We start from the raw sequence: 26,178 nt of genomic DNA, 5'->3' as shown, positions 1-26,178 counted from the left end.
ATCAAAAGTATATGATGTTTCTGAAGTTATGCCATTTTGACTATAAGAAGTCTTACTTGGCTTGTAAATCAATAACCTCAAGCGATTAATAACGTTTTGTTATGTTCATCGCTAAAAAAATCTAATAGAGGGTGGGCGAAACGAACGCAGGCGCTGACCTTAAACGACAATGCTGTAACACCGGTAATTGCTGACGCACCGCAGTGAGATGTGTTTTATCGAGCTGGGCAAAAATAAGTTGCGGCCGCTCTCCCGCTTGAGCGATGACTAAGCCGAGAGGATCCACGACTAGGCTATGGCCAATATTTTTAACGCCACATTCACCGCTTGCCGCGATATAGCAGGTATTTTCGAGCGCGCGTGCCCGTGTAAGTAGCTCCCAATGCAGTTCTTTATTGGCACCTTTTAACCATGCGGCAGGTAGAACCAGTAACTCGGCGCCTTGTAAGGCTAAGGCCCGTGCCATCTCTGGAAAGCGTAAGTCGTAGCAAGTCATTACACCAACCTTAAAATCATCGATCTGTAATAAGGGGGGTAAGGTTTGTCCGGCGACGACGCTATCTGATTCACGCACCGTAAAAGCATCATAGAGATGAATTTTATCGTAGGTCAGTAAGATCTCACCCTGACGCAGCGCCACTAATACATTACGCGCTTTATTATCGCCAGCCGGAACATGCAGCGTGAAAAGGGTGGTCAGTGAGAGCGTACGGCTGGCAGCCAGCAACTGACTGATAAAGGGGCCATCGAGGGGTTGCGCTGCATCGATCACCCAATGGCTATCTTGGTTATCCCGAGCTAATACCGCTTCAGGTAGTACCAGTAACCGTGCAGCTTGCCGATCGGCATCCTGCATTAGCTGAATAATGGTATTGGCATTTTCTTGCCATTCTCGACTGACTTGCCATTGACCCAATGCGATATTCATTGCTTCTCCTGGTAGATCGAGTGATAGAACGCGCTGTAAACAATGTAGAGGCTTTTGAGCGCTTCCCCAAGGTAAATTATTGCAATATCACTGCTGCTCAAAGCATGATGTGAAAAACGGATAGCGAGGAGAGTCGGCATGACACCTTTATTTGTGTACGGCACTTTACAAAAGGGCCGTGAAAATGAGCATCTACTCACCCGCATCGGCGGCAAGTGGGTAGCTGCGACTATTCGAGGCACTTATTACCCTAGGGCATGGGGATTGGCGGCGGATTTTCCGGGAGTCGTCTTAGATGAGCAAGGGGATAAGGTGGCGGGCTATTTATTTATCAGTCCACAGTTACCGCATCACTGGCCCGAATTGGATGAGTTCGAGGCCGGCTATGATCGCGTGCTGACCACCGCCACCACTGCTGAGGGGCAACAACTTGACGCTTGGGTCTACCAAGTCCAACCTCGTTCCTCGACATACTAGGACGGCTTTGTAAAATTCTTAGTGATAGCAGATAATCTGCCTTAAAAAACAGCAACTAACTCGACAGTACTGGATTCGACTAATCGGATGCTTTATACTCCCTGCCACATTAAGGCCCCTTAGCTCAGTCGGTTAGAGCAGACGACTCATAATCGTTTGGTCCCCAGTTCAAGTCTGGGAGGGGCCACCAAATTTTTCCTGTTAAATCAGGACATTAAGCCACTCGATTGAGTGGTTTTTTTGTTACCTCATTTTCGAGTGGCGATAAAATGGCGGTGGATTTTTCACCGTCACGTTGTATCGCACACCTGCCAGTGTTCGATATTGCCCACAGCTATTTATAGGGGCGTTAATCTGAATTGTATTATCGTAATAAAGAAAATAATTTCTATGCTTACCCATAAAAATTATAAGGAAATTTAGTTATTTGTTATAGCGTATGGTTGTTAGACACCGGATCGGGAAAAGCTTAACGTTCAGTTTTTGTAAATTAACGTTGCAATAATATTGATGAGGGTTTCTTTTGGTCAGGTTAATCAACAAACATAATATCCCATTCCATCTTAAAACAGCCCTCTTCAGCGGCATGATAGCCTTCAGTACCATGACTTTTGCCGAAAGTACCCTTAAGGAGGGCATCACTCCGGCCACCGATATCAGTCAGATCCCAACAACTGCCAAGCTGCGCAAAGATACGGTGGTGGCGGGGATTTCTGAACCTCAGGGGATTTTTAATCCCTACTTCTTTGTCAATGGCTGGGATGAAAACGTTACTAACGTCATCTTTTCACGCCTGATTGACTGGGACAGCCACGGTAATTTGGTACCGGGTTTAGCTGAAAGCTGGACCGTAAGCCCAGATAAAAAAGTCTATACCCTTAAGCTGCGCCACAATCTGACGTTTAGCGACGGCTCACCGCTCACCGCCAAAGACGTCGCCTTTACCCTGACGGTATTGTACGACCCGAAATATGATGGCGACACCGATATCACGTTGGCCAATATCGCGGGAGGTGCTGAATATAAAGCAGGTAAAGCCGACAGCATCAGTGGTCTGAAAGTGATCGACCCACTCACGCTTCAGGTTACTACCACCCAACCAGGGGCCACCACCCTGGCAAAAATTGGCGGCCCGGTGCTGTCTGCTGCCTATTATGGCAAGGGCTATCAGCGTGGTAACCTTGACTACCTGCGGACCCTACATGGCAAACCGCTGGGAAATGGCCCCTATGTTTATGAAAAATATATACCTGGGCAGGAAATTCGTTTTCATGCCAATACCCACTTTTATCTTGGCACTCCGCCGACGCCACGTTTTATTTATCGCATCACTAACCCCTCTACCAATTTCCAGTTATTCCAGACCGGTGAAACAGATTACGACAGCTTCACTTCACGACCGGATGATATTGAACAACTAAAACTGCTCGGCTTTGCCAATATCAATCTCTATGGGTCCAGTGATTACAGCAAAATCGAATTCAATGTTCACCGTCCTGCGTTGCAGGACGTCAAGGTGCGTCAAGCGCTGATTTTTGGACTGGATCGCCAGAAGCTGATCGATGTGGTGTATCAGGGGTATGGTAAGGTTGCGATTGAACCTATCGCGCCAATTTCCTGGGCCTATAATGCGGATGGCGTAAACCCATACCACTATGATCCGCTGCAGGCGAAAAAATTACTCGATGAAGCGGGCTGGAAACCCGGCCCAGATGGCATTCGGGTGAAAGACGGTAAACGTCTTGAACTGACCTTACTGGCCAGCAAAAAAGTATTAAATGATGCGCTGATTCCCATCGCTAAAGAGAACTGGCAACAAATCGGAGTATTGCTTAAACCCCAGGTCGTGGACTTTAATGCCCTGATGGCCCAGCGCAAAGCCGGTAATTACGACCTAGCATCCTTTAGCACCAGTACGTTAAACGATCCTCATGACGGGGTATGGGATTACTACAGCACCGAGGCTAAGGTCTCCGGCTACGCAAATCCGCAGGTGGATAAGCTGATCAATGAAGGTAACGCAGTATTGGATGTGGCACAGCGTAAGCCAATATACCACCAGCTGTATAAAGTGCTGGCAGATGACCCTCCAGTGATTTTGCTCGGCTATCGCCAAGTCCTTTCCGCCAGTAGTGCCCGTGTAACCGGTTTCAAACCGGATATCTATAACGGCCTCACAGGCAGTCTGCCGGACGTCAAGATCGTTCAGTAACCTTGTCAACGAATCAGTCGTCGGCACTTGCTGGCGGCTGATATGAGAACACCATGAAAAATTTCATCCTCAGACGACTGATCCACACTCTACCCATGCTGCTGTTTGCCTCCTTCATCATCTTTATGTTGTTTGCAAAAACGCCGGGCGACTTTATCGATGGCAACGTGACGCTTACCGCCGCGCGCGCGGCTGAACTAAAAGCGATTTATGGTCTTGATCAACCGCTGCTTACTCGCTATCTGCACTGGCTTGGCCAACTGTTGCGGGGTAATTTGGGTTTCTCGCTGCAATATCAAATCCCGGTCACACAGTTGCTCAATCAATACATCTGGAACTCATTCCTGCTGGCGAGTGTCGCACTGGTGTTTTACTGGGGGATTGGCCTGTCTGTCGGTATCGCATCGGCGATAAAAGCTAACTCGTGGTTCGATCATCTGGTCAGCGTGCTGGTATTTGCCGCGATGTCTTTTCCGACATTTTTTCTCTGCCTATTGTTAATTAAATGGTTTGCGGTGGATCTACAATGGTTACCGGTCGGCGGCATGACCAATACCGGCAGTAACGACACGGGCTGGGCCTATATCGTTCAGGTAGCGGCACATCTAGTGTTGCCTGTGCTGGCACTGGTAATGTTACAGGCGGGCAGCCTGACGCGCTATTTTCGCGCCAGCATGCTCGATGTTATCAAAATGGATTTTATTCGGACCGCGCGGGCAAAAGGTTTGCGCGAACGCACCGTGATCATGAAACATGCGTTACGTAATGCGCTACTGCCGATCATTACCTTGCTTGGCTTTGAGCTCCCGGGGCTGTTTTCTGGTGCCATCATCACCGAAAAAGTCTTCAACTGGCCCGGTGCGGGGCATATCCACATCGATTCGCTCGCCGCTCGTGACTATCCGGTGTTGATGGGTTTTACGTTATTCCTAGCGGTGTTAACTATCCTCGGCAATCTGCTGGCTGACGTACTTTATGCGTGGGCAGACCCGCGTATTCGGGTAAGTTCATCATGATCCGTTCCCTTTTTTCCACTCATCGCCGGCTACGCAAAGCGGTGATCCCAGCACTGGCTCAGGCAACCCCCTCACTATGGCACCAGGCTTGGCAGGCGTTACGACGTAACCCACTGGCTATGCTGTGCCTCGTTTTATTGATTATTATGGCGATCTGGTGCGTATTGGGGCCGCTCTGGTCGCCGTGGCAGGATGATGCCACGGATGCCCTTATGATTAACAAGCCGCCAGGGGCACAGCACTGGCTGGGGACTGATTTCTTGGGGCGGGACGTCTATACGCGGTTACTCTTTGCGGGGCGTATTTCGCTGACTATCGGCCTGTTAACGATGTTACTGTCGGTAACCCTAGGCTATCTGCTCGGTGCCGTGTCAGGCTACGCGGGGGGGCTGACCGACAAACTGATAATGCGTTTGGCCGATTTGGTGATGACCATTCCTAGCCTGCCGCTGTTGATTGTCGCTGGCGCCATGTTGTCGGAATTCGATTTCTCAGCGGATGCGCGTATCTATATGGTGATCATCATGTTGAGCCTGTTGGAGTGGCCTAAACTGGCACGGCTAGTGCGGGGGCAAATCCTTTCACTGCGCGAACGTGATTTTATGCTGGCAACGCAGGTCCTGGGACTCTCAGCACGTCGCCGTCTGTTTGGTCATCTGCTACCGAATACCGTCCCGATTCTGGTGGTCATGGCGACAATGGCGGTGGCGAATGCCATTCTGAGCGAGTCTGCACTGAGCTATCTCGGTCTTGGTGTCGTCCCGCCAACTCCCTCATGGGGTAATATGATGGATGCCGCCAACAGCCTGATCGACTTTCAACGTCGCCCGTGGTTGTGGATGCCGCCGGGCATCGCCATCTTTATTACCGTGGTTGCCATTAACGTACTCGGCGATGGATTGCGTGATGCACTCGATCCCCGCATGAAACGGAGCCTGAAATGAGCCAACCACTGATCACCTTTGAACAGTTATCCGTCTCCTTTGCTGTCGAACAGGGCCGTGCGCGCGCCGTGCAAGAAGTTTCTTTCACCCTTGATCCCGGACAGACCATTGGTATCGTCGGCGAATCCGGTTGTGGCAAAAGCGTCACCGCCCTGTCGCTAATGGGCTTGCTGCCACCGCAAGCGGCACGTATTGATGGTGGTGCAATCCGCTTTCAGGGGCAGGATCTGCTCAGGCTCTCTCCCGCCAAGATGGCCGACCTGCGTGGCAACCAGCTAGCGATGATTTTTCAGGAACCGATGAGCGCCCTGAATCCGGTGTTGACCATTGGCGAACAGCTGTGCGAGCCATTGATTCACCATCTTCGTCAATCGCCTAAAACCGCTTGGCAGCAAGCCATTGCGTTGATAAACCGTGTCGGGCTCGCACGTGCGGAGAGTGTGATGGCGAGCTACCCGCACCAGCTTTCCGGTGGCATGTTGCAGCGCATAATGATCGCAATGGCCCTTAGCTGCCAGCCGAAACTGCTGATCGCCGATGAACCTACCACGGCACTAGACGTGACCGTTCAGGCCCAGATTTTACGCTTGCTGCGCGATCAAGCCCGCGCGAACCAGATGGCGCTGATGCTGATCACCCATGACTTGGGGGTCATCGCCCAGATGACGGAGCAGGTGGTGGTAATGTATGCCGGACGGGTTGTCGAACAAGGGCCTACGGCGGAGGTACTGAGTGATCCGCGGCATCCCTATACCAAAGGTCTCATTGCTTCACGACCCGTGCCCGGCGAGCGGCGACGTCGGCTCTACCCGATCCCCGGTCAGGTACCGGATCTGGCCGCGCTACCGGCCTTCTGCGCTTTTTTTGACCGCTGCGAACGCGCCAGCGAGATTTGTCAGGCAGGTATTCCACCACTTGTTGGGCAAACGCGGCGGGTCGCCTGTTATCACAGTGAAAAAGTAGAATCCTTATCATGAGTGACGAACACTTAATTGAAGTGGAAGGGCTGAAGAAGTACTTCCCAATACGTGATGGCCTATTTGGGCAGGAAACGGGTCAGTTGCGCGCCGTTGACGGTGTTAGCTTTCGTATCCGCCAGGGGACTATTTTCGGTCTAGTTGGCGAGTCCGGCAGCGGTAAAACCACCGTGGGTCGAACATTGCTGGGATTATATGACCAAACTGCTGGCAGTATTAAGTACCGGGGACAGGCGTTGTCTAGCCTGACGGCGCGGCAGAGGCAGGCGCTACGCCCCAAAATGCAACTCGTGTTTCAGGATCCCTATAGCTCACTCAATCCGCGCATGCGTATCGGAGATGCCATTGGTGAGGCGCTTCTAGCACATAAGCTGTGCACGAAAGCAGAGTTGTATGACAAAGTGATCGCAGTGATGAAGATTTGCGGACTGGCTCCGCAGCATTATCCCCGTTTCCCGCACGAATTTTCAGGGGGACAGCGCCAACGCATTGGCATTGCCCGTGCACTGATCCTTAATCCGGATTTTATTATCGCTGATGAGCCAATTTCGGCGCTGGATGTCTCTATTCAGGCGCAGATTATTAACCTGTTCTCGGATCTGCGCGATGATCATGGCGTCACCTTTCTCTTTATTTCTCACGATCTCGGCGTGGTAGAACATCTTTGCGATGATGTAGCGGTAATGTATCTCGGCCAGCTGGTGGAGACGGCCAGCCGCGACACGCTGTTCAGTCAGCCTCTGCATCCTTATACCCAAGCGTTACTCGCTGCCGTTCCGACGCTTGATCCAGAAGGTGAGCCGATAGCGGTGGTCCAGGGAGAGATTCCGGATCCGTCACGTCCCCCTTCCGGCTGCCGTTTTTCGCCACGTTGCCCGCAGGCGAAAGCGCAGTGCCGCGAGCAGGTGCCGGCGTTGCGCGAAGTATCATCCGGACACTGGGTGGCGTGCCATGTAATTTAGCTAAGTAAAGAGTAAGCCCTACCAAAGATCGCAAAAATAAGATGATGGCTTTCACTTACTCTCAGTGATAGCCGATTCCTTACTTTGATAACGCTGTGACCTCCGGTGCCAAGCTTGTTTACCCATCAATGGTGGACACGCAACTAAGTGAGTAAACTCTCAATCAGAGGTGACTCATGACAAAACCAGTATCAACCAACAAAAAGCTCCGTAAACAGCACACGCCCGAGTTCTGTGCCGAAGCCTTGAAGCTTACCAGTCGCATCGGTGTTACTGCCGCCGCCCACGAACTCACCCTGTATGAATCCCAACTTTATGCCTGGCGCAGCAAACAAAAACAACAAATGACCACATTTCATCCACTTCACAAATGAGTTGACTTTGCAGATTATCCAGTGGACGAGAGGTTACATTTCTCGGCGAGAGTTTTTTAGCGTGCGCACAACGGCATTGATGCTAATGCGCAATGCGCGAGCGGTATCCCGGATACCGGCATTGTCCATGGCAAGGTCAACAATTTGTGTCTTCATGCCCTGTTGGCAGGCACGGTATTTATATTCGAGTTGAAAGCTTCTGCAGTATGCCTGGCAACGATAACGCTGATGCCCGGTGCTTCCCAGCCCATGCTTTTTCACTGGACTGTTTGCTTACAAAACGGACATTTCACATCGACCTTAGCCATCAGAACCCCTTTCGATAAAAAGGGGGAATTTATCTGATTATCACCGGATTGAATACGTGACCCTATTTTTCAAACGCAAAACCGAATGGACGACTACAGCGCTAACCTTTGCCAACGGTCAGTCGACGCCTTGTGGCTTAAAAATCATGCTTTCGAATCGACTCGATCCAAAACAAAATCCGACGCCGGCTCATGAGCCTCTCACCTTTATCAATACGGTTACGCACTCTTTAAACAGCGTTGGTATTTAGAAGGGATGGCAAAATGGATGGAGACGGTATTTAAACCTGAGGAGCCAGTCAGTGTTGCCATGACCGCGCCAGTCGATTGCCATGCGTGGTATCCACAAGATTATAATGCCGCTATTTTTTGGCAAAGTCTCGCTAATCACTATCCAAACTCGCCGGTCACCGTCGGCCCGATGACCTATTCAAATCAGCAACCGGTGTTCAAAAAATCCGTGTTTAACGGCGGGGCGGTGGCCACCCCTTACTCACAGCCTTGAGTCAGCAGAGCCTAGCCCTGACGCAACAGTATCACTGCCCGATGCGAGACTGGAGTGAGAAGCAACAGCACCAACCGCAAGATAACGAGACGATTTGTCGGGTAGTCAATCAGTTATTGACGACCGCTCCTACTCAAAGCAGAGGGTAAAACTTCATTTTTTATGCTCTGCCGCCGTTGTTTGGAGCCGAGCGTGAAGAGACCGGTGCAAGCCACAATAACAGCGTCGAAAAGCGCGAAAGTATTAGGATAATCCCACACTCATGGCCACCCAGCGTGAAATATATAGAGTCTTGACGTCGGGTGGCCGCCACGATGAACCTATTGACGTGAATCGGGATCAGCGACTGGCGTCGATTACCGGCGCACATCGAAAATCGATGAATTTCGTCGCGGGATCATACTATTGGTGCAAAGTAAGTGAAATCCCTAACGGATACGCCTTATAATTCTACCCCTCTGTTCGTAACGAAAATTACCCTACATCACAGGTTTTGGCCTACCGCTCTGCCTTCACCTTGCAGCAGAATAGTGAAGGCCGACGAAGAGGAAATGGAAGCGACCGGTTTTGATGTCAGACGCCAGCAACGATCAGCGATTGAGTTCCGGCCTGTCTGTCATCAACTCAGGTATTACGGTCGCTCTTGGGTCCCAATAAGGCACCGCAGAATCTTTTCATACCAGGGGAAATTAGCGCGGTGATAAGACAATAAGTCGATCACGACACACTGTTATTCGCCTGTGAGATTAGGCAGAAGGTTCCCATACCGCCACAACGCTGACGCCCATAATGGTCAATAGCCGGTGATGGATCTATTTTAGCGTGAAGAAGGAGTTTCTTAATGAAAATAAAAGTGTTAGCTCTGGCGATGTTAAGTATTTCGCCGAACTGTCTTGCGTTATCTGCGGGGGCACCCCCTCAACACACCCAACTGACGCATAGTATTTCTGATTACCGGATATCCCTTGCGGCATTGCCTCTTGATTATTCTCTGTTGGAAAAAAAGTCGCTACCGGGTGTGACGGTGCAGAGATATAACTTGAACTCACAAACATGGTCACCACAAGGTGTGGTTACGCCACAACGTTGGCAGAACGGGGTGGATATCTATATTCCTGATTCAGCCAGAAATAAAAATGCCCTGGTTGTTATTAATAACGGCAGCAACGTTAATAGTTCAGGTACGCCTGTAGCGCCGACTAACTTTAGTCAAGAAGAGCTTTCACGTATTGCGGTCGCTACACGAACAGTGGTGATATCAGTCAGTAATGTTCCTAATCAGTTGTTGACGTATCGGGGCCTGCCAACCCCTCTGGGTGAAGATGACAGTGTGGCCTATTCTTGGCAACTGTTTATCGGGGATACGCAGAAATACCAAAATGCATCCCTCCATATCCCGATGGCGGCGTCAGTGTCGCAGGCATTTAGGCTGGCAAAGCAAGAGCTGGCACCACTGAACATTACGAAATTTATCGTTACCGGCGCCTCCAAACGTGGCTGGGCCGCGTGGCTAACCGCGCTGTCGGATCCGGATGTTGATGCTGTTGTGCCTTTCGTCATGGATTTGTTGGACACTAAAAAGTCTCTCGAACACATGTATCAGTCATACGGAAAAAACTGGCCTATTGCTTTTTATCCTTACTATAAACAGGGCGTTGACCAGCAGATTGGCTCGGATAACTTTGCAAGCCTGATGACGCTTGAAGACCCTTTGGCTTATTTGAATACCGATTTGGGTGATCGACTCACTATTGCTAAATATATTATCAATGCCAGCGGCGATGATTTCTATGTCCCTGATAATAGTCATTTCTATTATGGCCAGTTACCTGGGGTAAAATCCTTGCGAGTTGTCCCTAACTCCACACATAACGGTATTCTCGCTATTGCGGAGCAATCGCTGATCACCTTTGTTAACCGCTTTCAAAATCAGCAAAAACTGCCGGTTATGACAGAAACAGTACAGGGTAGCAAAGAGGGAAAAAAAGCATTGACGGTCAGTTTTTCAGAGAAGCCGGTAACCGTTTTACAGTGGACCGCCACTAACCCAGTCGCAAGGGATTTTCGCTATGCCTGCGCGATTAGATACCGCTCCGCACCCGTTAATTTGGTCGGCCACGAGAAGCCTAGTATCCCGCTGCCCTCCCCAGAACGCGGATGGCAGGCCACCTATATTGAAGCAACCTTTAGCGATGGATATGTGGCGACATCACAAGTGTATATCACACCGGACGATAAGTATCCGCAAGTCGCGCCGCCATCGACAGGGGGAGCCTGTCAGACACTACCTGGTCGCGGACTGAACCCCGTGTCAGTGAAGCGCTAACCTGTTCATCGCTAAGGTGGGTAAGTGTGTGATGAAAGGCCCACCGCGAATCGTCGACGCCGGTAATACCGCTTAGACAAGGGCTAAGCGGTATTACCGGTGTTACAGTGAAAGTCACTATTTATTACACATTTACTTAAGCCCAACTTTTTAAATGTTTACTTCAAGGTAAAATTTATTAGATTGATTATAACGTGATGATCACAGGGAGTTTATTTATTACTCGCTGAAAGTTATAGTCTCTTTTTGACCTTCTCTTATTGAATAGAGAAATAATCAATCTACTGAATCTACGTGACTTATCATTAAATTGTTCGGTTAATTAATTGGTTATAGACCATAGCGGTTGTCTTGATGTGTGGGAAATTTAGTCTGCAGAGGTGTTTTTTTCAAATACGTGATCAGCTAAAAAAGTAAGATTGTTACGATTGATAATTAGTACTAAATCATTCATTTTTTCTTCGAGAGAGAATGCTTGAGCACGGCTTATGTCATCGGCATTTACTGTTGCCCCAATGTACTGAGCAAGTAGGTAGATAATGCTTTTGTTTTCAAGAATTTTCCCGCTAGGAAGGGTAAATATAATTTCATTTTCTGGTACTATCGATAGGATTTTTGGCATTAAGTCACCTTGTAGAAGAATATCAGTCGATCATACTGATTATGTCAAAGTGCTGCATCAACAAATTAAGAAACACTTCATCACTATTTATGACGAGGGAAATTTCTTGAAAAAAATATTGAGCAATTTGAGTAGATAGAACCTAAATATTTAGCTATATAAAGGATTAACTTTATGAAAATAATGGTTTAATTTCTAATTCAAGGGCGTGTGAGTAGATTTTCACTTAATGATACGATTAATTTTATTGATAGGATTAAACTAAGTAATTGCCATTTATAATAGATAATATCTTTGTTTCTTGTTGAGAAAATTTGCTGGATATTTCAGTGCTAGCGCAGCTTGGATTTATTGCATTGATATCGATGGAGCATTAGTCGACAAAAAATACATAAAAATATTTTATCGGTTAAAAATAAGCAGGTGCAGACGTTTTCGTTAAAGCCCTTCAATTTTATATTATCGGCTTAATAAAATTGAGCACCCGCTTATTTGATCTCTAAAGCGTATAAAATAGACCTATCCCTAATCCCAATAAGAAAATATAGAGTAAACAATATTTTAATGTAGTAGACATTATTTCGCCGCTGAGGTGCTCTAATTTACTGGCAGAAACGGCAATCGCGATGCTCTGTGGTGAAATCATCTTACCACCTGTTGCCCCTGCAGTATTTGCGGCGGCCAGGGCATGGGGATCAATGCCTAATTGCTGAGCGGCAGTAGCCTGGAGTTTACCGAATAACACATTTGCATTGGTATCGCTGCCGGTTACAAAGGTTCCCAGTGCGCCGATCAAGGGGGAGAGGAAGACATAACCGATCCCGGTTGTCGCGACTAAAGTTGTGGCGATGACGGTGATCATACCGCTTTTGTCCATCACGGTTGCCATCGCGACAATGGCTAAAATGGCGATAATCGATTTTTTGAGTTGTCGCAGTGTCGTGAATAATAGAGAGACCATCTCCTTCGGTTGGCTACCTTGAATTAAACCACCGATTGTTGAGGCTAAGAGTATCAGTACACCTGGTGTGATAAGCCATTCAATTTTTAATTGCAGGGTATCTGTGGTACTTAATGGGAAATTAATTTGGCTGTAAAACGCCCCTAAACTCTGCTTAATGGTGGGGAAGAGCGGGGAGCAGAGTACAATAAATATAAAGGTAAAGAGGTAAATAAGACTCGCTTTAAACAGCTTAGGGAGCGCGACACGTTCAGTAGTACGGTCGGTTTTTTGGCAGCGAGCAAGAATAATGGTAATGATTAAACCGCCCAAACTGCCGGCGAATGCCGGTAATTCTGCGCCTAAATAGCGTGCAACAAAATATTGTGGGAGTAACGAGGCAACACCACAACAGAGTGTGATCCAGAATACGCCACGGATTGCCTTTACCCCGCCGCCAATTATTGCCACCAAGACAAAAGGCAAAAGAATATTAAAAGCGGCAAGTTGCAAGATGATATGCATACTTAGCGTGTGTACTGCTAAGCCAGTCTGTTCTGCTAGCATAATGACCGGGATCCCCACCGCGCCAAAGGCCGTTGGAACGGAGTTAGCAATTAACGAGACGACTGCGGCTTTAAGGGGTTGGATGCCTAATGCGATCAGAATACCGACGGGGATCGCGACAGCGGTTCCATAGCCAGCCACCGCCTCAAGGAATCCACCAAACCCCCAAGCGATAATTAAGACTTGTATTCGTTTATCGTCACTGATTGCCGCTAAGGCCTGCTTAATAATCGCCATACTGCCATTACCAAACATTAGGTTATAGCCATATATGGCGGCAAAAATCACGATCACAATCGGCCATAGCCCTTTAGCGGCACCATAGAGTGATGCGACGCTTAAGGCTTGAAGGGACAAATCAAAGTGCCAAGCGGCAATACACCAGGTGATAAGGAGAGTGATGAGCACTGCGTAATGCACGGCGACTCTGAGCATCAAAATAAGGAAAATTAATAGGGCAAGGGGGGTGATTGCAAGTAGAAAGGAGAGTATATCCGTCATCATTTTCAGTTCCTTGAAGAAAGCGAGTAAAAATTAACCGCTGAAAAACTATACGGAAGTTGCAGCTTCTCTTTATTGATTTATGGCATAAAGACGAGTATCGGCATACATAACGGGTGAGATTCCCGCTATATGAGTAAGGATAAGTCGATGACGTTATCGGCTTAATGACCTTGGGCAATGCCTTTAATGCGTTGATCAATAATATTTATGGGTCGGTGGTCATTGATGTTACGCCGAAATCGTCGGTGGGTGCTTACAGTGGGTTGACCTTAGCGATAGCCAATAGCTTTGCAATTATTTCACCTATCTACCCCTCAGTGTCAGGATAGTTGTCACCCCCTCTGAAAATAAACCGGAGGGTGATGGAGTGACAAATGAAACGTATTTCCCCTGAACGAAAAACCAGCATACTGGCAAAACTGCTGCCGCCCTACAATATGACCGTCGCGGCGGTTGCTCAGATGGAAGGGATGCCCTCTGTGGTGCGCTCGCCGAATATGATGGCTACAACGCGATGTTTTGGGTGACCGGAAGTTTTGCTTTGTTGAGTAGGTGTGCCATGGCCTTTCTCCAACCGGAAAAGTAGTTAGTTGCCCGCCATGCAGCGGTTTCTCATTCAATCACCTCACCCAAGCTATAACGGTAAGCTATGCTTGAAGCAGTGATCCTAGCCAAGGCGTGTTAAGCGATGAAGAAAGTTAGCAGTGGTATGGTCTGGATTGCCGGACTCTCTCTCTTAATTCAGACGGCACATGCCGAGCTTCCGCATGTGGGGACGTTATTACCGGCCGTCACCGTGCAACGTGGCGGGGAAGTTATCCTTAATGCAGAAGAGATGACGCGCCAACCGTGGCAACCATCGTGGCCTCAATCACGTCCACAGTTAATTATCCATGTTGCGGGGCGTCTGGCAGCAAAACAACAGCTTAATTCGGTTGTTACGCGGCTTGAACAAGCGCAGTGGGTGACTAAAAGCGTCACGATGACGACCATTGTCAACACCGATGACAGTATTTGGGGAAGCCAGCCCTTCGTTGAACACAGCATTCTCAACAGTAAAAAACATTCGCCGACGAGTCGTTTTATTTTAGATAGCAGCGGCGTGGTAGCCCACCAATGGCAATTACAGCCAGAGAGTGCCGCAATAGTTGCCACTACTGGGCAGGGGCAAGTGATTTTTTTCCAGCAAGCGCCATTTTCTGCGGCGGACATTCAACGACTTCTTGACCGTTTACAATATGCGCTAAAGAGTGGATTAAATTCATCTTTTCACTAACATTTTACACTGGGTCAGCTACGCTTAGAGTAATGATAAATAATCTATTCTTTTACACTGTTTGCAAAAAGGGGCGGCTATGTCGATCGGTACTGAAAAGAGCGAAGGATGGGTAACCGATCCGATTACGCTCACCCTTAACGCTATTGAACAGCGGTTAGATCAATTACTCCCTAACACTTCTGAGCGAGAACAAGTCAGCCTTGCGATGCGCGAAGGGACTTTGGCACCGGGTAAACGTATTCGGCCTCTATTATTGTTATTAACCGCTCAAGATTTGGGCTATCAATCGTCTCAACAGGGATTACTTGATTTTGCCTGTGCAATTGAAATCGTTCATGCGGCCTCGCTGATCCTAGACGATATGCCCTGTATGGATAATGCCCTAGTGCGTCGCAGTCAGCCCACTGTCCATCGAAAATTTGGTGAAGCGGTGGCGTTATTGGCGGTGGTGGCTTTGGTGAGTAAGGCGTTTCAAATTATTAGTCAAGCGGAAGGTATCAGTGAGTTAGCAAAAAATCTTGCTGTCGCGGAACTCTCTCATGCTATTGGGGTACAAGGGTTAGTGGAAGGGCAGTATCAAGATTTAAGTGAAGGGGAGAGTACTCGTAGTCCTGAAGCGATCGCCCTGACCAACCACTATAAGACCAGTACTCTATTTTGTGCAGCCTTACAGATGGCCGCTATCGCGGTAGGCGCTGATGAGGCAACGCGCGATCAACTACGCCATTGCTCATTTAACCTAGGTCAAGCCTTTCAATTGTTGGATGATTTATCCGACGGCTCGATGTTGACCGGTAAAGATCCTTATCAAGATCTTGGGAAATCGACGTGGGTGAATGTGTTTGGCGCGAAAAAAAGTGAAAAACAGCTCCGCGATCATTTAGGGCATGTTAGCTTGCATTTTTCTCAAGCTTGCCAGCATAGCCGGCAAACTCAGCAATTTGTCGAGCAATGGTTTGAACAAAAACTGACTGCGGTAGGCTAGGAAACATCCATGAGTCATTATGCGGTGATCGCTCCGCCCTTTTATAGCCATATCCACGCCCTTGAACAGTTATCACTGGCATTGATCTCGCAAGGCCACCGTATTACTTTTTTTCACCAGGCTGATGTCCGTGCACTCATTCGTTCGCCATTGATCGGTTTTTATACGTTAGGGGCAAAAACGCATCCGGCAGGGAGTTTACGCCATACCCTATCTCTCGCGGCAAGACCCTTTGGACCCTCGATGTTTGGTCTGATCGCTGATATGGCGGAAAGTACCGCGTTATTTTGTCGTGAATTACCGGCTGCCTGCCGAGACATAGCAATCGATGGACTGATCGTTGACCAGATGGAACCCGGCGGGGCGCTGGTGGCTAAGAAACTGGATCTCCCTTATATTTCCGTCGCTTGTGCACTACCGTTAAACCGTGAGGCGGGATTACCCTTGGCAGTCATGCCTTTTACCTATCAACAAACTGCACAAGCCTATAAGCGGTATGAAACCAGTGAGCGTATCTACGATTGGATGATGCGTAAACACGATCAAGTCGTCGCGCATTATGCCCAATCCTTTGGAATTACAGGGATCACACAGTTACATCACTGCTTTTCTCCGTTAGCGCAGTTGAGCCAGTTGGTCCCGGAGCTTGATTTTCCTCGCCATCATTTACCCAACCACTTTCATTGCGTAGGCCCACTGCGCGCAATGAAGGGTAGCGCCACCACGACCGCTGCATTAAGCATGGGGCGTCAGCGGTGTAAGGTCTATGCGTCATTAGGCACCTTACAAGGGCATCGCTATTCGGTGTTTAAAAAACTGGTCGCAGCCTGCACCCATGCTCAGGCGGATTTACTGATCGCCCATTGTGGTGGGCTAACCCCTAAGCAAAGTGAGACGTTAGCTAAGACGGTAGGCGTCGAGGTGGTGGACTTTATTGATCAACCGCAGGCAATTGCGGCGGCGGATATCACGATCACCCATGGGGGAATGAATACTGTTCTGGATAGTATTCAACAGCTAACCCCTTTATTAGTCATGCCGTTGGCGTTTGACCAACCGGGAGTCGCCGCGCGCGTGCTGCATCATGGTGTTGGGCAGAAGTTATCACGTTTTGCGAGCAGTAAAACCTGGAGTGAGCAACTTACCGACTTGCGTGAGCAGCCAGAGATAAAGCCTAATCTTTTACGGTTACAACAAGCGCTTTCTCAAGCGGGCGGCAGCGGTTACGCTGCCTCCTTAGCCAGTAAAGCATTGCGCTTCGGACAACCGATAATGGCGCGAGGTGTACATGGCTGATTACGATCTGATTTTGGTCGGCGCAGGGTTAGCCAATGCGCTGATCGCATTAAGATTAAAAACGAAACAACCTCAGCTTTCGCTACTTCTTATCGAATCAAGCGAACAGCCGTTAGGAAATCACACTTGGTCCTTTCATCGTGATGATTTAACCGATAGCCAATTTGCATGGATAGAGCCCTACATCCGTTATCGCTGGTCGGGATATGATGTCCGATTCCCCAAGCTAAACCGAACACTGACGGGGGGATATTTTACCCTCACTTCCGAGCAGCTCGCCAGTCAACTTGCCGAGTCATTATCCGGTCAGATAATGACGGATTCACCGGTTAAAGCGCTCACCGAGCACTCGGTCAAATTAGAAGATGGTCGAGAGATCTTTGCGCATGCCATCATCGATGGACGGGGGTTTCGGCAAGACCAATCGATGGCCATTGGCGTACAGGCTTTTGTCGGTCAAGTGTGGCAGCTTGCGGTGCCGCATGGCTTAACTCGTCCAATTTTAATGGATGCCACGGTCGACCAGCAGCAAGGTTATCGGTTTGTTTACACCTTACCGCTGACAGAGGATCAATTGTTGATCGAGGATACCCACTATATTGATCATGCTGATCTGGCCCTAGAGCAAGGACGAAACAATATCAGTGACTATGCTGCGGCTCAGGGGTGGCAACTGGCCACACTGCTTCGTGAAGAACGCGGGAATCTGCCGATCACCTTAGCGGGAAAAATTAAGCGTTTTTGGTCGACCCAACCTATTGCTGCCAGTGGCTTACGGGGTAATCTCTATCATGCGACAACCGGATATTCACTACCTCACGCTGTGGCGTTAGCCGATGAGATCGCCCAGATGTCATGCCTTACCAGTGCATGCCTGCGCTTACTCACCTACCAGTTTTCACGCCAGTCATGGCGCAAGCAGCGTTTCTTTCGCCTGTTAAATCGTATGCTTTTTCTCGCCGGCCCTGCGACGCAGCGTTGGGAGGTCATGCAGCGTTTTTATCGTCTCAGTGCTCCGCTGATTACTCGCTTTTATGCGGGACAGTTAACGCCATGGGATAAACTTCGTCTTGTCAGTGGCAAACCTCCCGTCCCGGTGATCGCCGCGATAAAAGCCATTATTACAACGCTTATAAAATGAGTCTTTGAATGAAAAAAACAGTCGTTATCGGTGCAGGATTTGGTGGATTAGCGTTAGCCATTCGTTTACAAGCAGCGGGCATTGCAACGCTATTACTCGAGCAGCGAGATAAACCGGGTGGACGCGCGTACGTTTATCAAGAAAAAGGATTTACCTTCGATGCCGGGCCAACGGTTATTACTGATCCCACGGCATTATTTGAACTGTATGAACTGGCAGGTAAACGGATTGAGGAGTATGTCGAACTGCTGCCGGTGAAGCCTTTTTATCGTCTTTGTTGGGAAAACGGTAAAGTCTTCGATTACGACAATGACCAAGCCGAGCTTGACCGTCAAATTTTGGCGTTTAACCCTGCTGACGTGCAAGGCTATCAGCGTTTTTTAGCTTACTCACAAGCCGTGTTTAAAGAAGGTTACTTAAAGTTAGGGGCGGTGCCTTTTCTCTCCTTTAAAGATATGCTGCGCGCCGCGCCACAATTGGGACGGCTACAAGCCTGGCGCAGCGTCTATAGCAAGGTGGCGAGCTATATTCAGGATGAACATTTGCGACAAGCGTTCTCCTTCCACTCGCTGCTGGTGGGAGGAAATCCTTTTGCAACCTCATCAATCTATACCTTGATCCATGCTTTAGAGCGGGAGTGGGGCGTCTGGTTCCCACGAGGCGGTACCGGTGCGTTAGTCCAAGGCTTAGTGAAATTATTCCAAGACTTGGGTGGGGAACTGCTCCTTAATGCCAAGGTGGATCGTATCGATTGTGCCAATCAACGCATTACTCAGGTGACACTGGCGGATGGGCGTGAGTTTAGCGTTGCGGCGATCGCCTCCAATGCCGATGTGGTGCATACCTACCGACATCTGTTACGCGGACATACAGCTTCAGCGGAGTACGCTGAGCAATTGGTGAAAAAGCGCATGAGTAACTCGTTATTTGTCCTCTACTTTGGCCTTAATCATCATCATGATCAATTAGCGCACCATACGGTCTGTTTTGGTCCACGCTATCGCGAATTGATCGATGAGATCTTTAATCACGATGGTCTGGCAGAGGACTTCTCACTCTACTTGCACGCTCCTTGTGTCACCGACCCTTCGCTTGCGCCAGAAGGGTGTGGCAGCTATTACGTCTTAGCACCTGTTCCACATCTCGGTACCGCTGAGTTGGATTGGGAAGTGGAAGGGCCAAGATTACGGGATCGGATCTTCGCTTATTTAGAACAGCACTATATGCCGGGGCTACGCAGCCAATTAGTGATGCATAGAATGTTTACGCCGTTCGATTTCCGGGATCAGTTACAGGCGTGGCAGGGGTCGGCATTCTCGATCGAGCCGATCTTGACGCAGAGTGCGTGGTTCCGTCCGCATAACCGCGATAAAACGCTAGAAAACCTGTACTTAGTCGGTGCAGGCACCCATCCTGGTGCAGGCGTACCGGGGGTACTGGGCTCGGCTAAGGCGACTGCCGGCTTGATGATTGAGGATAATCATGGATAACCGCTCTCTCGATGAATATGTTAAACAGACCATGGAAGTGGGTTCAAAAAGTTTCGCGGCGGCCTCCGCGTTGTTCGATCCCGCTACGCGACGTAGCGTATTGATGCTTTATGCCTGGTGTCGGCATTGCGACGATACCATTGACGATCAGGTCTTGGGGTTTAATACCGATCAGCCAGCAAGCTCCACTGTCGAAGAACGTTTGGCGACCTTAAAGGCACAAACTGCCAGTGCTTTCGCTGGTGAGAAGCAGTCGACTGCCGCGTTTGCAGCGCTACAAGAGGTGATCAGCGAACATGGCTTAACCCAACAATTCGCCTTCGATCATCTGCAAGGCTACGCGATGGATGTCGACCAAACTCATTACTCCACCCTCAACCAAACCTTGACCTACTGCTACCACGTTGCCGGGGTCGTCGGCCTGATGATGGCGCAAATTATGGGGACGCAATCCCCCGCGACCCTCGACAGAGCCTGTGATTTAGGCCTAGCCTTTCAGCTGACCAATATCGCCAGAGATATCGTGGAAGATGCCGACGCAGGTCGTTGCTATCTTCCCGAGCAGTGGCTAATCGAGGAAGGCTTGAATGTCGACAATTTCGCCGCACCAGAGCACCGCCAAGCCTTGAGCCGTGTCGCGGCACGATTAATTGATTACGCCGAACCCTATTATCACTCTGCCTATCAAGGTCTCGCCGCGTTACCGTGGCGTTCGGCGTGGGCGGTGGCCACGGCACGGCGTGTTTACCGTAAAATTGGCTATCGGGTTAAACACGCGGGGGCTGGCGCGTGGCAGCAGAGGCTTTCGACCTCTAAGGTGGAAAAACTCCTTATGCTTGGCGCGGCAGCGGGTGATGTATTAATCAGTCGTTTACCGTTGGCGACTCAGCGTTCCGCTGTTTTGTGGCAGCGGCCGTAGCGCGTTGGCGTTTTTTGTAGTCTTTAAGCTGAGCTTGAATTTTTTCCACAGGGGGGGCGTAGATAAAGCCAAATGAGACACAATCTTCTTTGCCTCTGACTGCATGATGAAAATGGTGGGCAAGGTAGAGGCGACGTAGATAGCCTTTACGCGGGACATAGCGGAAAGGCCAGCGCTGATGCACCAATCCATCATGCAGTATAAAGTAGATCACACCATACAGGGTCATGCCAGCACCAATCCACTGTAGTGGCCAGAGGCCGTGACTCCCCGCGAAGATCAACACAATGGCGATCCCAGCAAACACCAGCGCGTAGAGATCGTTGACTTCAAAAATACCGTGGCGTGTCTCGTGGTGAGATTGATGCCAACCCCAGCCCCAGCGATGCATCACATATTTATGCATTGCAGTGGCGACGATCTCCATCACCAGTACCATTACGACGACGATCAATAGGTTGATGATCCACGGCATTCAGTTAATCCTTGTTAACAGATAATGATTGAGTCGATCGACGACCCGGCGTTATATTTTCTAGGGTTACCCAGAAGTCAGTCGTCAAAAAAATAGCATAGTCAATAAAGCGCCCCGTAGCGAGCAGTGTGATGTATTAACGATTTCGTCGGCCGCTAACATTTTTCCCGTGCAAAATAATTAAGAGGTGTTTATGTATAGCCATGTCGTGGTGGGCGCAGAGGATATCGCGGTTGCTAAGCGATTTTATGATGCAATTTTTCGCATATGCCGCTTGATGAACAGGGGTATGACAAACTTGACCGTCCTTTTTATCGGCAGGGTAAGCAGCGTTTCATTGTCACGCTGCCTATTAACGGTCAGCCGGCTACGGCGGCAAATGGCGGAACCATTGGCTTTGAGCTAAGCAGTTGCGATGCAGTGTATGCATGGCATCAGGCGGGTGTGGATCACTGCGGAAGGAGTGCTGAGTCGGCACCGCATATCCGTGCAGATGGAAATGTGTCGCTTACTTGCGTGATCCTTCTGGAAACAAGCTTTACGCATTTTATCAAACAGAGAGGTAGTGTGTTAGCACGCCCACTGGGTGATGAGGGGGCGTGCCGAGTGTATTACCGCTTATCGAGTGAGTAGCGACCTGCACCGGCCACCGAGAGCAGTAATAACCCACCAATAATACTGATATTCTTATAAAAATTAATTTCAGCTGCCATCTGTTCTGTTCCGCTCATCGACCAGAAAGGGTGGCCAATAATCGCCGTCGCTAAGGTATAGATCGCCAGTACTAAGGCGATAGGGCGAGTAAAGTAACCCAGCATAATGGCCAATCCGGCAAAGAACTCCAGTCCCACCGCGATCAGCGCGGCAACGGTCGGCAAAGGGGCTCCCAATCCACTCATATAGGCAACGGTGCCGCCGAAATGGATCAATTTTTGATAACCAAACATCACGAATAACAGCATTAATAAGAATCGTGCGAGTAATAGCACGGTAGGTTGCTGCTTAGTAAAAGTGAAATACTGCATTGAATTCCTCATCTTTTTTTCTATTTGAAGGTAAGCGATGGCTGCAGACTTTAGCGCTGGCGGCATGTGGAATAAATAGCTAAAATGAATAAGATAATTTCATATTTGGAATAATAGATGCGCGTCGATGCCAATGATTTGCTGATCTTTACTCGGATCGCGGAGGAAGGCAGTTTTACTAAAGCCGCCGACCGTCTCGACCTCCCTGCTCCCACCTTATCTCGACGTATTGCCTCGCTCGAGCAGCAGTTAGGTGAACGTTTATTCATTCGTACAACACGGAAAATGACCATTACCCCTTTCGGACAAGCGATACTCAGGCATACGCAGCAAATGGCTGCGGAACTTACCGCTATCTATGCGTTAATCGAGCACCGTAGCATTGCGCCTAGCGGAAAATTACGGGTCTCATTACCGGGGGATTTTACCCAGGCGCTGATTAGCGAGTTTTTGGCCGACTTTATTGCCCATTATCCGCAGATCACTCTTGATATTGACGTGTCGCAGCGGCGAGTTGATTTAATCGCGGAAGGGTTTGATTTAGCCCTGCGGATTGGTACTTTAGCGGACGATGCGTCGCTGGCCGCGCGTTTGTTAGGATATTTCGAATTAGGGCTCTACGCGGCACCGAGTTATTTGCATCAAGCCCCAAAGATTACGGAACCAGACGATCTGCTCCCCCATCCTTTACTACGTTTACACAGCGATAGCGGTCCCTTATCGTTATCCACCTCTCAGCGCCAGTGGCAAGGTGAGTTAGTCACTAAAACGCTGGTTAATTCACCCAATATCTTGGTTAATCTAGCGTTACGTGGGGCGGGGGTGACACGGATAGCCGCCCATTCAGTCCGTCATTATGTTGAAAAAGGGGAGTTAATTAGGATCCTCCCGGAGTGGCAAAGTAAAAAACGTCCCGTTTGGATTGTCTTTCCTGCTACGCGGCTAATGCCGTCACGAACGCGTATTTTTATTGATAGTTTGGTGAGTTGCTTCGAGCAGCTGAGTTGAGGCCCCTTATGCTTATCCTGAGGGACTTAGGGTTTACTGATTGTCGCGCGCGGAAGGCTCAATAGGAAGAGGTAGTTTGTCGTGGATCACAACATTAGCACACTGGAATAACCTGTTTCGATTTTTTTCATAGACGCAAGGCGGTAATCCTGTAGTGGCTCAAGAATTCAGGACTGTACTTTTCTACGGATTATCAAACGCTGTTGAAACGATATACACTGCGCCGGAGCATGAACGCCAGAGGTCACTGTAATGATCGCGCCTGTGCAGGAAGCTTCTTTCACACGTTAAAAGTTAAATATATTCACGACGGGCGCTTTATCAGTCGGGAAATAATGCGGACAAAAGTGTTTAATGATATCGAGTCCGATGACAATCGTTGATAACGATAATACAGTTTAGGCTAGGGCTGATTTATATCAGCCTTTTTCAGTGAATATCATTCGACATCATTCCAAATATTCATTAATTTTTTTTCTAAAAAGTGGGTAGCCAATTCTTTATATTTTTAATTCAATATTAAAATTATTAGAATGATTGTGATTAGATGATTACAGTAAGTTTAGTTATTTATTTGTCACTATCTAAAACTCATATCCTATTACTGTAATTATCTTATTGACATAATTTTTACTCGAGGTGAGAATGTCATCCCAACGCCAAAGCGTACGCCTGTACCAACAGGTATCCTTTATTTAATTGGAAGCTAAAAATTAATATAGAGTGTGAAATTATTTATACATTGTATTATTAACTTGCTAACTTTCTTTTTTCGCCCTTTAAAGGATAAAGCTCCAGCCAGCGTACTTTGATGCAAATTATTGGTGCCAAAACTCAGTATCGAATCAAGGATACGGGGTTTTTTAATCTCTTAAAATAAGCATTAAAAAAATTTGTAAAATTAAGTCTTAAATGATCATTATTTTATAATAATAAGGATGCTTTATATTTAAAAAATTAAATTATTCTTTAACAACTATTATGGTCATCGCCTAATTATAAGAGTAAGAGCTAAAACTGATCGTCAAAAAAATATCTGGATTTTGAATAATATAAAAAGTTTCCTGACTGGAATAAGTAGACTTTGATTAAAAATTATCAAAGAAATTATTAACATTATTTAACTTTAAGGCTATACAACCTCGAGAGGAAAAAATGAAAAATTACAAAGCACTATCAATAATGGCAGTAAGTATTTTAGCTTCAACCCAAGTCATGGCTGATACGCCATCAGCAGGTGGAACCATCAATTTTAGTGGGGCAATTACCGATACGACCTGTACTATTAACGGTGGGAAAAGTGCTGATTTCTCTGTCGCGCTGAGCCCGATCTCTGTGACAGATGCAGGAACAACCGCGAATTCAGTTATTACTAAAAATAAAAAGAGTATCTCGTTAACATTCTCTGACTGCTCACCAGCAGGCGCAAACGCAAACTCAGCACTAAAAATATATTTTTCTTCAGCACAGAATATTTCTAATGATGGCAGATATTTAATCAATAACTCAGTTAACGAAAATGATCAGGCAGTTGCTAAGAATGTTGGTTTTGCATTAACTAACTCTGGTTCAACTACGCCAATCCAACTTAATCAGCCTTTAACCACAACGTTAACGGGCAGTAGTAAAGCGCCGTCTGCAGAGACTCTAAATTTAGATGTCTATTATTACAAACCTAATTCTGAGCCCGCCAAGGTAGGTGCTGTAAACTCAAGCTTAATTTACACCGTATCGTATTTATAATGTAAAAAGGCCAGAAATTACCTGGCCTTAAAGGTTTTCATATGAAAAAAATCTTTTTCACTACTATCGTTTTTTGTGTTTCTTTTGCAGTTAACGCAAATGTTATTATTAATGGTACCAGAGTTATTTATCCAAAAGATAATAAGGAAGTGATTGTTCAACTTTATAACAATGGCGATAGTCCCTCTTTAGTTCAGTCTTGGATAGATGATGGTGATATTAACTCTACACCTGAAACCTCTAAAGCTCCATTTTTAGTCTCCCCACCAGTGGTGAAAGTTGATGGTCATTCAGGACAGCAAGTTGGTTTGAAACTCCTAGGAAATACACTGCCTTCAGACAAGGAATCAATGTTCTACCTGAACGTATTAGACATCCCTCCTACTCCAGATAATTTAAATGGGATGAATACGATTCAAATGGCAATACGTTCAAGAATAAAAGTTATTGTGCGACCTAAAGAGATTTCTTCCATAAAAAATACGCCATCAACTCAATTAATCGTTTCGAAGAACAGTAATGGTGTTCAACTCGACAATAAAGGCGCTTATTTCATAAACATTGCCAATATAATCTGTGGGCAAGATAGCTTTCTAAAAGAACCTCTTATATTACGCCCCTTTACCCGTGAGAATATTGATACGATAAGGAAAGTGGATGTTGAAGAGAAATGCAATTTAACGTATGTAGATGATTTGGGTGCTTACACTAAGGTAGTATTTACTATAAAATAGAATGGGACGAGAATGTATAGAAAACATAAAAAAATCCTATTACTTCTTCTTCTATGGGATGTAAAAGCATATTCAGTGTCGTTTAACACTAATCTACTTGCGGGTAATTCAAAAAATACTGACATCTCTCACTTCTATAATGAAGGAAATATACCTCAAGGTATCCAAACCCTCGATATCTACGTTAATGATCAGTGGAAATGTCGATGTGATCTTATTTTTGATGATAAAAAAAACATTAGCATAAAATTAGAAGATGCAAAAAAACTTGGTATAAAATTTAAAAATGAAAAAAATAAAGTAATTTTACTATCAAGTTTAGTTCATGATGGTAGTATTTCAGTAAGAATAAAAACATTGAGTCTATATCTGACTATTCCACAGAAATATATACTTGACTTACCTGCAGGATACCCACCCA

Annotated in this window: 25 protein-coding genes, 1 tRNA gene and 4 pseudogenes; 24 read left to right on the top strand and 6 right to left on the bottom strand. The window is 47.5% G+C overall.

Annotated elements, in window-relative coordinates:
* Positions 1–121: 121 nt before the first annotated feature.
* Positions 122–928 (bottom strand): deaminated glutathione amidase, encoded by an 807-nt coding sequence (locus tag HH682_RS10925; RefSeq protein ID WP_214237585.1) that lies wholly within the window; start codon positions 926–928, stop codon positions 122–124.
* Positions 929–1,066: 138 nt separating this feature from the next.
* On the opposite strand from HH682_RS10925, the gene HH682_RS10920 reads away from it, so the two are divergent.
* The 8 genes and pseudogenes from HH682_RS10920 to HH682_RS10885 all read left to right on the top strand — a co-directional run.
* Positions 1,067–1,405 carry a gamma-glutamylcyclotransferase family protein gene (locus HH682_RS10920; protein WP_214237584.1) on the top strand — a complete coding sequence of 113 codons (339 nt, stop codon included), beginning with the start codon at positions 1,067–1,069 and terminating at the stop codon, positions 1,403–1,405.
* 113 nt (positions 1,406–1,518) lie between these two features.
* Positions 1,519–1,595 (top strand) — tRNA-Ile (locus tag HH682_RS10915).
* 396 nt (positions 1,596–1,991) lie between these two features.
* Positions 1,992–3,617 (top strand): ABC transporter substrate-binding protein, encoded by a 1,626-nt coding sequence (locus HH682_RS10910; RefSeq protein ID WP_250318667.1) that lies wholly within the window; start codon positions 1,992–1,994, stop codon positions 3,615–3,617.
* 53 nt (positions 3,618–3,670) lie between these two features.
* Positions 3,671–4,633: an ABC transporter permease gene (locus HH682_RS10905; RefSeq protein WP_214237582.1), complete on the top strand. Its 963-nt coding sequence runs from the start codon at positions 3,671–3,673 to the stop codon at positions 4,631–4,633.
* Complete coding sequence (opp4C, locus tag HH682_RS10900) at positions 4,630–5,577, top strand: oligopeptide ABC transporter permease (RefSeq protein WP_214237581.1); 948 nt, start codon at positions 4,630–4,632, stop codon at positions 5,575–5,577. The genes HH682_RS10905 and opp4C overlap by 4 nt, the downstream gene beginning before the upstream one ends.
* The gene (locus HH682_RS10895; RefSeq protein ID WP_214237580.1) at positions 5,574–6,554 is read left to right on the top strand and encodes an ABC transporter ATP-binding protein; all 981 of its coding nucleotides are present in this window, start codon (positions 5,574–5,576) and stop codon (positions 6,552–6,554) included. Before opp4C ends, HH682_RS10895 begins: the two co-directional genes overlap by 4 nt.
* Positions 6,551–7,516 carry an ABC transporter ATP-binding protein gene (locus HH682_RS10890; RefSeq protein WP_214237579.1) on the top strand — a complete coding sequence of 322 codons (966 nt, stop codon included), beginning with the start codon at positions 6,551–6,553 and terminating at the stop codon, positions 7,514–7,516. The genes HH682_RS10895 and HH682_RS10890 overlap by 4 nt, the downstream gene beginning before the upstream one ends.
* A gap of 176 nt (positions 7,517–7,692) precedes the next feature.
* Positions 7,693–7,869, top strand: a pseudogene (locus tag HH682_RS10885) (transposase); the annotation flags it as partial.
* Here HH682_RS10885 and HH682_RS10880 read toward each other — a convergent pair.
* Positions 7,856–8,198, bottom strand: a pseudogene (locus HH682_RS10880) (IS1 family transposase); the annotation flags it as partial. The pseudogenes HH682_RS10885 and HH682_RS10880 sit on opposite strands and share 14 nt — an antisense overlap.
* A 256-nt stretch (positions 8,199–8,454) precedes the next feature.
* Here HH682_RS10880 and HH682_RS10875 point away from each other — a divergent pair.
* Both HH682_RS10875 and HH682_RS10870 read left to right on the top strand, forming a co-directional pair.
* The gene (locus tag HH682_RS10875; RefSeq protein ID WP_214237578.1) at positions 8,455–8,703 is read left to right on the top strand and encodes a hypothetical protein; all 249 of its coding nucleotides are present in this window, start codon (positions 8,455–8,457) and stop codon (positions 8,701–8,703) included.
* A gap of 841 nt (positions 8,704–9,544) precedes the next feature.
* Positions 9,545–11,029 carry a PhoPQ-activated pathogenicity-related family protein gene (locus HH682_RS10870; protein WP_214237577.1) on the top strand — a complete coding sequence of 495 codons (1,485 nt, stop codon included), beginning with the start codon at positions 9,545–9,547 and terminating at the stop codon, positions 11,027–11,029.
* Between the two features lie 367 nt (positions 11,030–11,396).
* Here HH682_RS10870 and HH682_RS10865 read toward each other — a convergent pair whose 3' ends face one another.
* Together HH682_RS10865 and HH682_RS10860 are read right to left on the bottom strand one after the other, a co-directional pair.
* Positions 11,397–11,651 (bottom strand): hypothetical protein, encoded by a 255-nt coding sequence (locus HH682_RS10865; protein ID WP_214237576.1) that lies wholly within the window; start codon positions 11,649–11,651, stop codon positions 11,397–11,399.
* A 499-nt stretch (positions 11,652–12,150) separates the two neighbouring features.
* Positions 12,151–13,659: an L-lactate permease gene (locus tag HH682_RS10860; protein WP_214237639.1), complete on the bottom strand. Its 1,509-nt coding sequence runs from the start codon at positions 13,657–13,659 to the stop codon at positions 12,151–12,153.
* Positions 13,660–13,814: 155 nt separating this feature from the next.
* Here HH682_RS10860 and HH682_RS10855 point away from each other — a divergent pair.
* The 8 genes and pseudogenes from HH682_RS10855 to HH682_RS10820 all read left to right on the top strand — a co-directional run.
* Positions 13,815–13,970 (top strand): annotated as a pseudogene (locus HH682_RS10855) (MFS transporter); the annotation flags it as partial.
* Positions 13,971–14,036: 66 nt separating this feature from the next.
* Positions 14,037–14,189: a hypothetical protein gene (locus HH682_RS10850; RefSeq protein WP_214237574.1), complete on the top strand. Its 153-nt coding sequence runs from the start codon at positions 14,037–14,039 to the stop codon at positions 14,187–14,189.
* A gap of 161 nt (positions 14,190–14,350) precedes the next feature.
* On the top strand, positions 14,351–14,938 hold the full coding sequence (locus tag HH682_RS10845) for a YtfJ family protein (RefSeq protein WP_214237573.1): 588 nt from the start codon (positions 14,351–14,353) through the stop codon (positions 14,936–14,938).
* A gap of 79 nt (positions 14,939–15,017) precedes the next feature.
* Positions 15,018–15,926: a polyprenyl synthetase family protein gene (locus tag HH682_RS10840; protein WP_214237572.1), complete on the top strand. Its 909-nt coding sequence runs from the start codon at positions 15,018–15,020 to the stop codon at positions 15,924–15,926.
* A gap of 9 nt (positions 15,927–15,935) precedes the next feature.
* Positions 15,936–17,222 carry a glycosyltransferase gene (locus HH682_RS10835; RefSeq protein ID WP_214237571.1) on the top strand — a complete coding sequence of 429 codons (1,287 nt, stop codon included), beginning with the start codon at positions 15,936–15,938 and terminating at the stop codon, positions 17,220–17,222.
* Entirely contained in the window at positions 17,215–18,363 is a 1,149-nt protein-coding gene (crtY, locus tag HH682_RS10830) for a lycopene beta-cyclase CrtY (protein WP_214237570.1), read from the top strand. Before HH682_RS10835 ends, crtY begins: the two co-directional genes overlap by 8 nt.
* An 8-nt stretch (positions 18,364–18,371) precedes the next feature.
* Positions 18,372–19,853 (top strand): phytoene desaturase, encoded by a 1,482-nt coding sequence (locus HH682_RS10825; RefSeq protein ID WP_214237569.1) that lies wholly within the window; start codon positions 18,372–18,374, stop codon positions 19,851–19,853.
* On the top strand, positions 19,846–20,772 hold the full coding sequence (locus HH682_RS10820) for a phytoene/squalene synthase family protein (RefSeq protein ID WP_214237568.1): 927 nt from the start codon (positions 19,846–19,848) through the stop codon (positions 20,770–20,772). The genes HH682_RS10825 and HH682_RS10820 overlap by 8 nt, the downstream gene beginning before the upstream one ends.
* Here the strand turns inward: HH682_RS10820 and HH682_RS10815 are convergent.
* Entirely contained in the window at positions 20,717–21,247 is a 531-nt protein-coding gene (locus HH682_RS10815; protein WP_214237567.1) for a sterol desaturase family protein, read from the bottom strand. The two genes, HH682_RS10820 and HH682_RS10815, sit on opposite strands and share 56 nt — an antisense overlap.
* Positions 21,248–21,514: 267 nt before the next feature.
* Between HH682_RS10815 and HH682_RS10810 the strand changes: the two genes are divergently transcribed.
* Positions 21,515–21,880, top strand: coding sequence for a VOC family protein (locus tag HH682_RS10810; RefSeq protein ID WP_250318663.1), 366 nt, complete (start codon positions 21,515–21,517; stop codon positions 21,878–21,880).
* On the opposite strand, the gene HH682_RS10805 is transcribed toward HH682_RS10810, so the two are convergent.
* Positions 21,859–22,272: a DoxX family protein gene (locus tag HH682_RS10805; protein ID WP_214237566.1), complete on the bottom strand. Its 414-nt coding sequence runs from the start codon at positions 22,270–22,272 to the stop codon at positions 21,859–21,861. The genes HH682_RS10810 and HH682_RS10805 overlap by 22 nt on opposite strands.
* 117 nt (positions 22,273–22,389) lie before the next feature.
* Here HH682_RS10805 and HH682_RS10800 point away from each other — a divergent pair, with 117 nt between their 5' ends.
* From HH682_RS10800 to HH682_RS10780, 5 genes and pseudogenes are all read left to right on the top strand, one after another.
* Entirely contained in the window at positions 22,390–23,280 is an 891-nt protein-coding gene (locus HH682_RS10800) for a LysR family transcriptional regulator (protein WP_214237565.1), read from the top strand.
* 170 nt (positions 23,281–23,450) lie between these two features.
* A pseudogene (locus tag HH682_RS10795) lies at positions 23,451–23,660 on the top strand (IS3 family transposase); the annotation flags it as partial.
* Between the two features lie 775 nt (positions 23,661–24,435).
* A complete protein-coding gene (locus tag HH682_RS10790) occupies positions 24,436–25,023 on the top strand; it encodes a fimbrial protein (RefSeq protein WP_214237564.1) in 588 nt (195 codons plus the stop codon).
* Positions 25,024–25,064: 41 nt separating this feature from the next.
* On the top strand, positions 25,065–25,757 hold the full coding sequence (locus HH682_RS10785) for a fimbrial biogenesis chaperone (RefSeq protein WP_214237563.1): 693 nt from the start codon (positions 25,065–25,067) through the stop codon (positions 25,755–25,757).
* Between the two features lie 12 nt (positions 25,758–25,769).
* The coding region (locus HH682_RS10780; protein ID WP_250318662.1) for a FimD/PapC N-terminal domain-containing protein at positions 25,770–26,178 on the top strand (409 nt) is incomplete at its 3' end.

Source organism: Rosenbergiella gaditana (genome assembly GCF_018494065.1).
Taxonomy (GTDB): Bacteria; Pseudomonadota; Gammaproteobacteria; order Enterobacterales; family Enterobacteriaceae; genus Rosenbergiella; species Rosenbergiella gaditana.
This window is presented reverse-complemented; position numbering and strand designations above follow the sequence as displayed.